Annotated in this window: 11 protein-coding genes and 1 other annotated feature; all 11 genes read left to right on the top strand. The window is 44.6% G+C overall.

Annotated elements, in window-relative coordinates:
• Positions 1-70 precede the first annotated feature (70 nt).
• Positions 71-538, top strand: a complete 468-nt coding sequence (locus JSQ81_RS11080) for a CtsR family transcriptional regulator (RefSeq protein ID WP_212604131.1) — start codon at positions 71-73, stop codon at positions 536-538.
• A gap of 41 nt (positions 539-579) precedes the next feature.
• Positions 580-1137: a UvrB/UvrC motif-containing protein gene (locus JSQ81_RS11075; protein ID WP_212604130.1), complete on the top strand. Its 558-nt coding sequence runs from the start codon at positions 580-582 to the stop codon at positions 1135-1137.
• Positions 1127-2215 (top strand): protein-arginine kinase McsB, encoded by a 1089-nt coding sequence (locus JSQ81_RS11070; RefSeq protein ID WP_212604129.1) that lies wholly within the window; start codon positions 1127-1129, stop codon positions 2213-2215. The genes JSQ81_RS11075 and JSQ81_RS11070 overlap by 11 nt, the downstream gene beginning before the upstream one ends.
• A 159-nt stretch (positions 2216-2374) precedes the next feature.
• On the top strand, positions 2375-4837 hold the full coding sequence (locus tag JSQ81_RS11065) for an ATP-dependent Clp protease ATP-binding subunit (RefSeq protein ID WP_212604128.1): 2463 nt from the start codon (positions 2375-2377) through the stop codon (positions 4835-4837).
• 74 nt (positions 4838-4911) lie between these two features.
• Complete coding sequence (gene radA, locus JSQ81_RS11060; protein WP_212604127.1) at positions 4912-6285, top strand: DNA repair protein RadA; 1374 nt, start codon at positions 4912-4914, stop codon at positions 6283-6285.
• Between the two features lie 371 nt (positions 6286-6656).
• The gene (locus JSQ81_RS11055; RefSeq protein ID WP_212604126.1) at positions 6657-7760 is read left to right on the top strand and encodes a PIN/TRAM domain-containing protein; all 1104 of its coding nucleotides are present in this window, start codon (positions 6657-6659) and stop codon (positions 7758-7760) included.
• 25 nt (positions 7761-7785) lie between these two features.
• Positions 7786-8478: a 2-C-methyl-D-erythritol 4-phosphate cytidylyltransferase gene (gene ispD / locus JSQ81_RS11050; RefSeq protein WP_212604125.1), complete on the top strand. Its 693-nt coding sequence runs from the start codon at positions 7786-7788 to the stop codon at positions 8476-8478.
• The gene (ispF, locus tag JSQ81_RS11045) at positions 8475-8951 is read left to right on the top strand and encodes a 2-C-methyl-D-erythritol 2,4-cyclodiphosphate synthase (protein ID WP_212604124.1); all 477 of its coding nucleotides are present in this window, start codon (positions 8475-8477) and stop codon (positions 8949-8951) included. The genes ispD and ispF overlap by 4 nt, the downstream gene beginning before the upstream one ends.
• Positions 8952-9010: 59 nt before the next feature.
• Positions 9011-10471: a glutamate--tRNA ligase gene (gene gltX, locus JSQ81_RS11040; RefSeq protein ID WP_212604123.1), complete on the top strand. Its 1461-nt coding sequence runs from the start codon at positions 9011-9013 to the stop codon at positions 10469-10471.
• A 40-nt stretch (positions 10472-10511) separates the two neighbouring features.
• Positions 10512-10730, top strand: a binding site (T-box leader).
• A gap of 69 nt (positions 10731-10799) precedes the next feature.
• The gene (gene cysE, locus JSQ81_RS11035) at positions 10800-11450 is read left to right on the top strand and encodes a serine O-acetyltransferase (protein WP_371812544.1); all 651 of its coding nucleotides are present in this window, start codon (positions 10800-10802) and stop codon (positions 11448-11450) included.
• Complete coding sequence (gene cysS / locus JSQ81_RS11030; RefSeq protein ID WP_212604121.1) at positions 11447-12847, top strand: cysteine--tRNA ligase; 1401 nt, start codon at positions 11447-11449, stop codon at positions 12845-12847. The genes cysE and cysS overlap by 4 nt, the downstream gene beginning before the upstream one ends.
• Position 12848 lies beyond the last annotated feature (1 nt).

Here is a 12848-nt window from a genome sequence, read left to right as displayed (position 1 = left end):
TCGATTGTACAATTAAGTCAAAGATAGTCAAAGTCAATACCTTATCGCCCGTGATGAAAGAGGTGAGGACGTGCGAAACATTTCTGATATTATTGAAGGGTATTTAAAAACGATTATCGAAAAAGAACAGAATGGCATTATTGAAATTAAGCGCAATGAAGTTGCGGAGAAATTTCAATGCGTGCCATCGCAAATCAATTACGTGATCAATACCCGTTTTACAGCAGAGCGTGGATATGCCGTTGAATCGAAACGGGGCGGCGGTGGCTATATTCGTATTTTTCGTGTCCGGCCAAACACCCGTAAAGAATTAATCGAACATATCCTATCGGGTCTCGACGGCGGCGCTTCGCATACGATGGCGCTGGACGTTGTGTATCGGCTCATCGATGAAGAAGTGATTTCGGAACGCGAATCTAAGCTGATACTTGCGGCAGTCGATCGAACGACCATCCGTATTCCGCTGCCGGAACGCGATGAAATTCGAGCGCGTATTTTGCGCGCAATGCTCATAACGCTTATTTATGAACAGCTATAAGAAGAGAAATTAGTAACCAAACAAAAGTGAGGTGGCACACTATGATTTGTGAAAGTTGTAAAGAACGACCCGCTTCCGTCATCATTAAAAAAGGGTATATCGGTGAGGCTGTCGAACGCCACTTATGTGAGAAGTGCGCATTCCAATCGGAAACGTTTCATTTTGATCCACATCAAGAACCGTTATCGATTCAGCAATTCTTATCACAATGGTTCGGCGGAACGGAGCCATTCAAAACGGAGCAGCAACAAGCCCGCGGCAATCAATTTGGAAGTATCGAATGCCCGGGTTGCAAATTAACATTTTCGAAGTTTCTCGACATCGGGAAATTTGGCTGTGCGACTTGCTATGATACGTTCCGGCAACATCTTCCGAATGTCTTTGGCAAACTGCATAGTGGTCACACAACCCATACGGGAAAAATACCTGTTTCGTTTAACAAAGTTTACGCAATCAAACGCAAAGTTGAAGAAGTACGCGCAAAAATGCAAGCCGCTGTAGCGGAAGAACGATTTGAAGAGGCTGCCGCTTTACGCGACGAAGCAAATGAACTCCAAGAGCAGCTTGCGCATGGAGGTGAAGAACGCAATGTCGATTGAGAAATTCATTCAAAACGCAGCGACGGGTTGGATGACTGCTCACGGTGAAAACTCGGATATTGTACTCTCCACACGCATTCGATTGGCACGGAATTTAAGAGGTTATAAGTTTCCAATCGCCGCCAATGACGACGAAGCTTTAGCCGTGGATAAAATCGTGTCGGGAACTTTATTGGATAACAACGAAGATGATTATACCTATTCTAGAATGTCTGAACTCTCTTCATTGGACCGGGAAGTGCTCGTTGAAAAACATCTAGTGAGTCCACATTTAACGAACCCGGATCGACATGGTGCAGTCTTATTGTCGTCAGATGAGTCGATAAGCGTCATGGTCAATGAAGAAGATCATATTCGAATTCAATGCATTTATCCTGGTTTACAGTTGGAAGAGGCTTTTGAAAAAGCCAACCACGTGGACGATATTTTAGAAAAAGAATTGCCCTATGCATTTGATGAAGATTTTGGTTATTTGACGAGTTGCCCATCAAATACGGGAACCGGAATGCGGGCTTCGGTCATGATGCATTTGCCTGCCTTGACAATCACGAAACAAATTGACCGAATTATTCCCGCAATCGGGCGTTTAGGTTTGGTGGTTCGGGGAAGTTATGGTGAAGGAAGCAAGGCGCTCGGCAATGTTTACCAAGTGTCCAATCAAGTAACGCTTGGAAAAACCGAAGCAGACATCCTGGAAGACCTCAGCAATATCACATCGCATCTTCTCGCCCATGAACGTAGGGCAAGAAAATTACTGGTAGAAAAATCGCAAATCGCGCTAGAAGATCGATTGTTCCGCTCGCTTGGGACGCTTGTCTATTCCCGATTATTGCAAACCGGCGAAGCCGCTCGTTGCTTATCGGATGTGCGGCTAGGCATTGACTTGGGCATCATCAAAGATGTTGATATGACAATTCTCAATGAACTCATGATTTTCATGCAACCGGGTTTTCTTCAGCAATTTGCCCAAACGGACTTAACGCAAGAAGAGCGTGATATTTTCAGAGCGAAACTCTTTCGTAAACGACTGGCCATTGATGGTTCTCGGCCGTCTACTGAAAAAGGCACGGAAGAATAGGCAATATTTTTGAACCTTGCATTTCATTGAAGTATAATTAGTCAAATTAGGTCAAATCAAGTGAAACCGGACCTTCTTTAGAAAGATTTAATTATTTTCGTTTAACGACGTATAAGGTTGTGGAATAGATTATATATAGTAGAAGGAGAGGACTGAATTATGATGTTTAACCGATTTACACAACGAGCACAAAAAGTGTTGCAACTTGCCCAAGAAGAAGCGATTCGAATGAAACACGAGTCCATTGGCACAGAGCATATTTTGCTTGGCCTTATTCGCGAGGGCGGGGGGATCGCAGCGAAAGCGCTTGAAGCAATCGATGTCAGTTTTGTAACGATTGAAGAAGGTGTCAACAAGCTTGTCGGATCCGGCACAAAAGACGTTGGTCCTATCGTTCACTACACACCGCGTGCGAAAAAAGTAATTGAACTATCTGTTGATGAATCAAGGAAGTTAAATCATTCATATATCGGAACAGAACACATCTTGCTCGCGCTTATCCGTGAAGGGGAAGGCGTCGCGGCACGTGTACTTAGCAATGCCGGTGTCAGTCTTAACAAGGCTCGCCAGCAAGTATTGCAATTGCTGGGAACTACTGAAAGTTCAAGCGGTTCAAATGCCAACGCATCTGCTTCCGCCGCAACGCCGACGCTAGATGGACTTGCGCGCGATTTAACGGAAGTGGCCCGTGAAGGACAACTCGACCCTGTAATTGGAAGAAGCAATGAGATTACGCGCGTCATTGAAGTGCTTGCGCGCCGTACGAAAAACAATCCGGTACTAATCGGAGAGCCGGGTGTTGGTAAAACGGCGATTGCAGAAGGTCTTGCACAACAAGTCGTGAACAATGAAGTGCCGGAAATCCTTCGCGATAAACGCGTGATGACACTTGATATGGGTACGGTCGTCGCGGGTACGAAATACCGAGGCGAATTTGAAGACCGCATGAAAAAAGTAATGGAAGAAATCCGCCAAGCGGGCAACGTTATTTTATTCATCGATGAGCTTCATACGCTAATCGGTGCAGGCGGCGCGGAAGGTGCCATCGATGCATCGAATATTTTGAAGCCGTCATTAGCGCGCGGAGAACTCCAATGTATCGGGGCAACGACGCTGGATGAATACCGTAAATACATTGAAAAAGATGCCGCGCTCGAAAGACGTTTTCAACCGATTCAAGTTGACGAACCATCTGTCGACGAATCGATTCAAATTCTTAAAGGGTTGCGCGACCGTTACGAAGCGCATCACCGCGTGAAAATTACAGATGAAGCAATCGAAGCTGCAGCGAAAATGTCGGATCGTTATATCTCAGACAGATTCCTGCCGGACAAAGCGATTGACTTAATCGATGAAGCGGGTTCGAAAGTGCGTTTACGTTCGTACACAACACCGCCGAACTTGAAAGAACTTGAAACGAAATTAGAAGCCATTCGTTCTGAGAAAAATGAGGCTGTTCAAAGCCAAGAGTTCGAAAAGGCTGCTTCGTTCCGCGATAAGGAACAGAAGATGAAAGAAGAACTCGATAAAACGAAAAAAGCGTGGAAAGAAGAACAAGGCAAGACAGAATCGAAAGTAACGGTGAATGACATTGCCCAAGTTGTCGCCATGTGGACCGGCATTCCGGTTTCAAAAATCGCCGAAACCGAGTCGATTAAGTTATTGAGAATGGAAGATACATTACACGAACGCGTAATTGGTCAGGCGGAAGCTGTCACAGCCATCTCCAAAGCCATTCGACGCGCGCGTGCGGGGCTTAAGGATCCAAAACGACCGATTGGTTCATTTATTTTCCTAGGGCCTACAGGGGTCGGGAAAACGGAACTCGCACGAGCGCTGGCGGAAACAATGTTTGGCGATGAAGATGCGATGATTCGTGTCGACATGTCCGAATATATGGAGAAGCATTCCACTTCTCGTCTAGTCGGTTCGCCTCCAGGTTATGTCGGGCACGATGACGGCGGTCAATTAACCGAACAAGTTCGCCGTAAACCCTATTCCGTTATTTTGCTTGATGAAATTGAAAAGGCGCATCCAGACGTCTTTAATATTCTTCTTCAAGTATTAGAAGATGGTCGACTAACGGATTCAAAAGGCCGTACAGTCGATTTCCGAAACACAGTTGTGATCATGACATCTAACGTGGGCGCGAATGCCCTTAAACAGAATCGTTATGTCGGCTTTAATCTACAAGATTCCGATCGTAATTACGAAGGCATGAAAAAAACGATGCTGGAAGAGTTGAAGAAAACATTCCGTCCGGAGTTCTTGAACCGTGTTGACGAAATGATTGTCTTCCACTCACTTGAGAAAGAACATTTGCGTAAAATCGTTACGCTTATGGCAAATGAATTATCAAAACGTCTGCATGAACAAGATATTGTCTTAGAATTAACAGACGCAGCGAAACTGAAGATTTCCGAAGTTGGCTACGACCCTGAATACGGTGCTCGACCATTACGCCGCGCGCTTCAAAAACATATTGAAGACCGGTTATCTGAAGAACTCCTAAAAGGAACAGTCTTAACTGGAGGTAAAGTAGTAGTCGATGTCGAAAAAGACGAATTTGTCGTTCGAACAGAAGGCGTCGAATCGAAAGAAGAAGTAATCGCAGAAAAATAATGGTGGAACCAGGATAGTCCCCCGTCGGAACTTTTGGCGGGATAGGACTGTCCTTTCCGTCTTTGGAGGTAAATATGTCGAAACGAAAGTCAAAATTCATGTGTAAAGATTGTGGCTATGAATCTCCTAAATGGATGGGACGCTGCCCAGGTTGCGGCGAATGGAACACAATGAACGAAGAAATAGAAGTTGTGAGTAAAGGTCCGCGAGGCGCTTTCCAGCATTCTGAAAATGTGCGTCAAAAAGCCATGCCAATCAGTAAAGTTGAAATCAATGCAGAACCTCGTGTGGAAACCGATTTAGGTGAATTAAACCGAGTTCTCGGCGGTGGAATTGTACCGGGTTCTCTTCTTCTAACGGCCGGAGATCCAGGTATCGGTAAGTCAACGCTTCTCCTCCAAGTATCCTCGCTACTTGCGAATGCAGGTCATCGCGTTTTGTATATTTCAGGTGAAGAATCGATTCGTCAAACGAAACTGCGCGCGGAACGACTTGGCGTTTTATCGGATGAACTTTACATATATGCTGAAACCGATTTGGAGCAAATTCATCATACGATCGAAGAAGTAAAACCGAAGTTTGTCATTGTCGACTCCATCCAGACGATTCATCACCCGGAAGTGAAATCTGCCCCGGGAAGCATTACGCAAGTGCGTGAATCCACAGCTGAGCTCATGCGTATCGCGAAGACGCAAAACATCGCGATATTTCTCGTCGGGCATGTGACGAAAGACGGTCAAATTGCGGGTCCGAGAATACTCGAACATATGGTAGACACGGTTCTTTATTTTGAAGGAGAACGCCATCATACGTACCGGATTTTGCGAAGCGTTAAAAACAGATTCGGTTCAACAAATGAAATCGCTATTTTTGAGATGTTGCAATCTGGATTGAAAGAAGTGCTAAATCCATCCGAGCTGTTTCTTCGAGAAAGATCACAAGGCGGTGCGGGTTCAACGGTTGTTGCTTCAATGGAGGGAACAAGGCCGATACTCGTTGAAATCCAGGCGCTCGTGACACCTTCCAGTTTTAATTATCCAAAACGAATGGCGACGGGGTTGGACCAAAACAGGGTATCCCTTTTAATGGCGGTTTTGGAAAAGCGGATGGGTATGCTATTACAAGCGCAAGATGCCTATATTAAAGTCGCGGGCGGCGTGAAACTAGATGAACCGGCAATCGATCTTGCGGTTTTAGTAAGCATTGTATCCAGTTACCGCGATACTGCAGCTGGTTTATCTGACTGCTTTATTGGGGAAGTTGGGTTAACGGGAGAAGTTCGGCGTGTTTCGCGTATTGAACAACGAGTCTCAGAAGCTGCCAAACTGGGATTTGAACGCGCAATCGTTCCCCAGTCAAATCTAGGCGGTTGGGATTACCCGAAAGGAATTCAGGTAATCGGTGTCGAAACAGTAAGTGATGCCTTGAAGGTCGGTTTTGCAAAATAGGGGCTACGTGTTAGTCCCTAGATTTACTTGCTTGAAATTAGGGCATTTTGCACATGCTAGACAACGAGTGTTGATATGCCGAGTTAAATTAGTCACATTTAGATGGTTTAGCTAGGTTATTGAAGGCGGGTGATAGGGAATACATGTATAATAAACAAAAGCGTAAGCGCCTGATCAGCCCCGACAGGCACAAGACGGTTTGTGAGGAGGCGTACTTCAGCCACCAAGGAAGGATGCAGTTCAATCCTTCCCTAGCAAAATGGCTTGTGACCCGAGGGGCTAGGCGCTGAAGCTGGATGTAGTATAGTGATGTAAAAGCTATCTACAAGTCTTGATTTTCCAGCTTTTTAAAGACAGGGAGGTGTTTCATAATGTTAAAAAGAGTTGTTCAGCTTTCATTTTTACTTATTGGAGGTACGCTCGGAGTTTTATTTCTACCGCAATTATTCTCATTATTTTCATTTACTTCAACTCCGCTTATTAATAACCCGTATATATCCGCTATTATCGGTGCACTTATTTTTTTCTTGTTGAATCTTTTTCTAACTTCACCAGTCGTGAATTTTGTTAAGTGGATGGAAGATCGGTTATTAAAAGCGCCAATTTTTGATTTGTTATTTGGGACGCTCGGTTTGATTGTCGGATTAAGCGTGGCTTTTCTTATTAGTTTTTGGTTAGGAAATATCGAAATTCCGATTATCAATTCTGTGTTGCCGACGGTGTTATTCATCATTCTTGGGTATCTGGGATTTCAAGTCGGTTACAAGCAAGGTGATGAATTTCTTCAGGCGATTCAGTCCGCCAAGAATGTTGGCAATAAGAAAAAAGAGTCCGATGACGCGGTTGCTGCTACACAAGGAAACACATATAAAATACTAGATACAAGCGTCATTATCGATGGGCGTATTGCAGATATCTCCGCAACTGGTTTTTTGGAAGGCGTGTTAGTTGTTCCGCAGTTTGTGTTGACGGAACTTCAACATATCGCGGACTCTTCGGATACATTGAAGAGGACGAAAGGCAGACGCGGGTTAGATGTACTTAGACGTTTACAAACGGATGAAGGGCCGGGAATTTTAATTACGGATAGGGATTTCGCGGACGTCGCGGAAGTTGACTTAAAGCTCGTTCATCTAGCAAAAGAGATGAGTGGACTCGTCGTCACCAATGATTTTAATTTGAACAAGGTCGCAGATTTACACGGCGTTCCTGTATTAAATATTAATGATTTGGCGAATGCGGTGAAGCCGGTCGTAATCCCCGGAGAAGACATGCATGTCGTCGTTATTAAAGACGGGAAAGAGCATCAGCAAGGAATTGCCTATTTGGATGACGGGACGATGATTGTCGTTGAAGATGGCAAGTTCCATATTGGCAACGCAGTTGATGTGACGGTAACGAGCGTGTTGCAAACATCAGCAGGACGAATGATTTTCGCGAAACCGAAAAATGGTCGATCTGCCAAGGCAAATTAATAACGATAGACGAGGAAGATGGAAAGTGGACTACGTAGTAATGATGCCGGCAGCCGGAAGCGGGAAGCGGATGGGTGCCGGCTATAATAAGCTTTTTTTGCAACTCGATCATAAACCGATTATTATTCACACGCTTTTAGTGTTTGAAGAAGATCCAGCATGTAAAGGTGTTATTCTTGCGGTGAAGCGGGATGAGCGAAATGAAATTCAATCCATGCTTGACCAATTTGGTATTTCAAAAATCAAGGCGATTGTAGACGGGGGAACGGAGCGTCAATTTAGTGTTGCGGCTTGTATTGAAGCGCATGCTGAAAATGGAATTGTTTTAGTTCACGATGCAGCCCGTCCATTTCTAGAGAGGTCTGTCATTGCTAATCTCGTTCAAAAAGCAACGGAGTTTGGCGCGGCGATTGCAGCGGTTCAACCAAAAGATACGATGAAAATAGCGACAGACGGGGTTGTGGAGAAAACGGTCGACCGCGATAAGTTGTGGATTGTTCAAACGCCGCAAGCTTTCCGCTATGATGTGTTAAAAGAGGCATCAGAGTCGGCGATTCGCGAAGGTTTTTTAGGAACGGATGAGTCCATGTTGGTTGAAAGGTTAGGGCATCCCGTTCGAATTGTAGAAAGCACATATGAAAATGTGAAAATGACGACGCAAGAAGATCTTGTATTCGGTGAAATAATACTTAAGAGGCAGCAGGAGGATTTAGTATGATTCGTATTGGACAAGGTTTTGATGTGCATAAATTTGAAGAGGGACGCCCTTTGATTCTCGGCGGAGTATTAATCCCGCATGATAAGGGACTGGCAGGTCATTCCGACGCGGATGTGCTTCTTCACACGATTACGGATGCAGCACTGGGTGCTATTGGCGAAGGCGATATCGGGAGGCATTTTCCAGATACAGATAGCGCGTTTAAAGATGCGGATTCCGCGGTTTTATTGGAGAAGATTTGGGAACTAGTCACTGAACGCGGTTATAAATTAGGGAATATAGATTGCACGATTATCGCAGAACAACCAAAAATGGCGCCCCATATTGAAGTGATTCAAGAACGTGTGGCCGAACTTTTGAAGGCGGAGACTTCACAAGTGAATGTCAAAGCGACAACGACCGAAAAATTAGGGTTTACGGGCCGCGGAGAAGGAATTGCCGCGATGGCCACGATTCTTTTGCAAAAAGACTAACAATCAAACCTATGATAAAATAAAATTGAACTATGCACGAAAACTTAGGAGGATTTATTATGACAAAGGAAGTTCGCGTTCGTTACGCGCCGAGTCCGACAGGGCATTTACATATCGGAAATGCACGTACGGCATTATTTAACTATTTATATGCACGCAGTAAAGGCGGAAAGTTCATCATTCGAATTGAAGATACGGATGCTTCCCGTAATATTGAAGGTGGCGAAAGCTCCCAACTTGAGTATTTGGAATGGCTAGGGCTCGATTGGGATGAAGGCGTTGACGTTGGCGGGGATTTCGGACCATATCGTCAGTCTGAACGAAATGATCTGTACAAAAAACTATATGATGAACTTTTAGAGAAAGAATTAGCATATAAATGTTACTGTACACCTGAAGAGTTGGAAGCTGAACGCGAAGCGCAAACTGCTAGAAATGAGATGCCGCGTTACGGCGGAAAATGCCGTCATTTATCTGCCGAGGAACGATCTGAACGCGAGGCTGAAGGCAGAGAGCCGAGCATTCGTTTTGCAGTGCCGCGCGGGAAAACATATACGTTCAACGACATCGTGAAAGATAATGTAACGTTTGAAGCGGACGGAATCGGCGACTTTGTCATCGTGAAAAAAGACGGGATCCCAACGTATAACTTTGCTGTAGTCGTAGATGATCACTACATGGAAATCACGCATGTTTTACGCGGAGACGACCATATTTCAAACACGCCGAGACAACAAATGATTTATGAAGCATTCGGATGGGAAACGCCGATTTTCGGCCATATGACATTAATCGTGAATGAAAGCGGTCGTAAACTAAGTAAGCGTGATGAAGCCATTATCCAGTTTATCGAACAATACGAGGAGCTTGGGTATTTGCCAGAAGCACTTTTCAACTTCATCGTATTGCTCGGTTGGTCGCCAGAAGGAGAAGATGAGCTATTTTCAAAAGAAGAGCTTATTTCAATTTTTGACGAGAAACGTTTATCGAAGTCCCCAGCTGCATTCGATAAAAACAAACTGACGTGGATGAACAACCAATACATTAAACAATTGCCGCTCGATAAAGTAATTGAATTGGCGCTTCCTCATTTGCAAAAGTCAGGTGCATTGCCAACTGAACTTTCCGGGGAACAACAAGAGTGGGCACATGATTTAATTGCTCTATATCACGGTCAGTTGAGTTACGGGGCTGAAATTGTTCAGTTAACCGCCCAGTTCTTTAAGGATGACATTGAATATAATGAACAATCCCAAGAGGTGCTTGCAGGTGAACAAGTTCCGGAAGTAATGGCATCGTTGGAAAACAAGTTTTCTGAACTTGAAACATTTGATGCGTCGTCAATCAAAGCGGCGATTAGCGCTGTTCAAAAAGAAACGGGTCATAAAGGCCGTAACTTATTCATGCCGATTCGCGTCGTCACAACAGGTGAAACGAGCGGGCCTGAATTACCTGCAGCCATCGCCCTCGTAGGAAAAGAAATTGCAATTTCTCGCATTGCCAAATACGCAGAACAATAATTTTGACTTTCCAATCTTTGCGTGTAAGATTATAGTTAATATGAAATCGTTGATAAGGATAAGTACACATTGGTAAGCTCTTCAGAGAGGATCATCACTGGCTGGAAGTGATCCGGGTAATTACGATGTGGAAATGCCCCTTTGAGTGCCGCGCTGAAGTCATAGTAAGCCGGACGTTTCGCCAACGTTAACAGGCGTTAAGCGGGAAGGCGCGAGCCTTTCAAGCGGAGTGGAACCACGCATTCAATGCGTCTCTGTCATTTTTGACAGAGGCGTATTTTTATTTTCGGGGAAAATGAAACTAGGAGGAGAGCCGGTGTTTGGGAAAATGAAAGAAGATATACAATGCATTTTTGACCAGGACCCTGCAGCACGTAGCGTATTCGAGGTAATACTAACGTATTCCGGCTTGCATGCAATATGGTCTCACCGAATTGCACATGCTTTATATAACATGAATTTACTCTTTTTAGCGCGTGCAGTTTCGCAAATCAGTCGCTTTTTCACGGGAATCGAAATTCATCCGGGCGCAACGATCGGTCGTCGATTGTTTATCGATCACGGTATGGGAATCGTCATTGGTGAAACTTGTGAAATCGGCAATGATGTCACCATATACCAAGGCGTCACGCTAGGCGGAACGGGCAAGGAAAAAGGAAAACGACATCCGACACTTGAAGATAATGTGCTGGTTGCAACAGGAGCCAAGGTGCTTGGATCCATTACAATTGGAGAGAATAGTAAAGTGGGCGCGGGGTCCGTCGTTTTGAAAAACGTTCCAGCAAATTCGACAGTGGTGGGAATCCCTGGGCAAGTAGTCGTGACAAACGGCGTAAAGGTAAACCGAAGACTGGATCACCAAGACATGCCGGATCCGGTAGCAGACAAATGTGACTTACTTGAAAACAAAATTTCGCAACTACAAGAACGTCTCAAGAAACTCGAAGAATCTACTAACAAGGAAGGGGATTTGCAATGACGATACAAATTTACAATACGTTGACACGAAAAAAGGAGCCTTTCATCCCGCAAGTCGAAGGGAAGGTTTCGATGTATGTATGCGGTCCGACCGTTTACAACTATATTCATATCGGAAACGCTCGTCCTGTCATCGTATTCGACACAGTTCGCAAATACCTGGAATACCGCGGGTACGATGTAAAGTTTGTTTCCAACTTTACGGACGTCGACGATAAAATTATCGCGGCGGCAAATGAGCTTGGTGAAGACACTAGTGAATTAACAGAACGTTTTATAGATGCTTATTTCCAGGATGTTTCTGCACTTGGATGCAGCGAGGCGGATGTTCATCCGCGAGTGACAGAACATATCGATGACATTATTGAATTTATTCAAGTGCTGATTGATAAAGATTTCGCTTATGAATCGCACGGCGACGTTTATTACCGTACGACAAAATTCGACGGGTATGGAAAGCTGTCCAAACAATCAACTGATGAATTAGTCATCGGCGCACGTGTCGAACAAGGCGAAAAGAAAGATGATCCATTGGACTTCGTCTTGTGGAAAGCGGCAAAAGAGAATGAGGTTTCATGGAAGAGTCCATGGGGCGCGGGACGTCCGGGTTGGCATATTGAATGTTCGGCAATGGCGCGTGTTCACCTCGGCGATACGATCGATATTCACGGAGGCGGTCAAGACTTGACGTTCCCGCACCATGAAAACGAAATTGCGCAATCCGAAGCGATGACAGGAAAATCTTTCGCGAACTATTGGATGCATAATGGGTATATTAATATCGATAATGAAAAAATGTCGAAGTCGTTAAATAACTTTGTCATGGTCAACGAAATCCGAAAACAAGTTGATCCGAAAGTGCTTCGCTTTTTCATGCTATCTGTTCATTACAGACATCCGATTAATTTCTCCGAGGAACTTGTTGGAAATGCGGTAAATGGCTTGGAGAGAATTACGACGGCTTACAATAATGTTAAACACCGTCTTGAAAACTCTGCAGATCTCGGCGACCAAAAAGATATTTGGATGAACAAAATCGACGAATGCAAAACCGAGTTTACGGTAGCGATGGATGATGACTTTAATACGGCAAACGGCATTGCGGCGATTTTTGAACTTGTCCGACTAGCAAACGTTTATTTATTGGAGAAAAATACGGAATCCAGCGTACTCACTTACTTTAAGACAACATTTGAGGCGCTGATGGATGTGCTTGGGCTACCTTTCGATGAAACTGAGGACCTCTTAGATGCAGATATTGAAAAATTAATCGAAGAGCGGCTTGAAGCGCGTCGAAACCGGGATTTCGGACGTTCAGATGAAATTCGTGATGAACTCATTGAAAAAGGAATTCTTCTAGAAGATACTGCGCAAGGAACGCGCTGGAGAAGAGGCTAAT

Source organism: Sporosarcina sp. Marseille-Q4063 (assembly GCF_018309085.1).
GTDB lineage: Bacteria > Bacillota > Bacilli > Bacillales_A > Planococcaceae > Sporosarcina.
Note: the sequence above shows the minus strand (reverse complement) of the source record. Positions and strands in the feature narration are given on the sequence as shown.

What these genes read in the sequence shown, in the direction of transcription:
- JSQ81_RS11075 (WP_212604130.1), top strand. Translation starts at nt 580, where the DNA reads ATGATTTGTGAAAGTTGTAAAGAACGACCCGCTTCCGTCATCATTAAA.
- JSQ81_RS11070 (WP_212604129.1), top strand. Translation starts at nt 1,127, where the DNA reads ATGTCGATTGAGAAATTCATTCAAAACGCAGCGACGGGTTGGATGACT.
- JSQ81_RS11065 (WP_212604128.1), top strand. Translation starts at nt 2,375, where the DNA reads ATGATGTTTAACCGATTTACACAACGAGCACAAAAAGTGTTGCAACTT.
- radA (WP_212604127.1), top strand. Translation starts at nt 4,912, where the DNA reads ATGTCGAAACGAAAGTCAAAATTCATGTGTAAAGATTGTGGCTATGAA.
- JSQ81_RS11055 (WP_212604126.1), top strand. Translation starts at nt 6,657, where the DNA reads ATGTTAAAAAGAGTTGTTCAGCTTTCATTTTTACTTATTGGAGGTACG.
- ispF (WP_212604124.1), top strand. Translation starts at nt 8,475, where the DNA reads ATGATTCGTATTGGACAAGGTTTTGATGTGCATAAATTTGAAGAGGGA.
- gltX (WP_212604123.1), top strand. Translation starts at nt 9,011, where the DNA reads ATGACAAAGGAAGTTCGCGTTCGTTACGCGCCGAGTCCGACAGGGCAT.
- cysE (WP_371812544.1), top strand. Translation starts at nt 10,800, where the DNA reads ATGAAAGAAGATATACAATGCATTTTTGACCAGGACCCTGCAGCACGT.
- cysS (WP_212604121.1), top strand. Translation starts at nt 11,447, where the DNA reads ATGACGATACAAATTTACAATACGTTGACACGAAAAAAGGAGCCTTTC.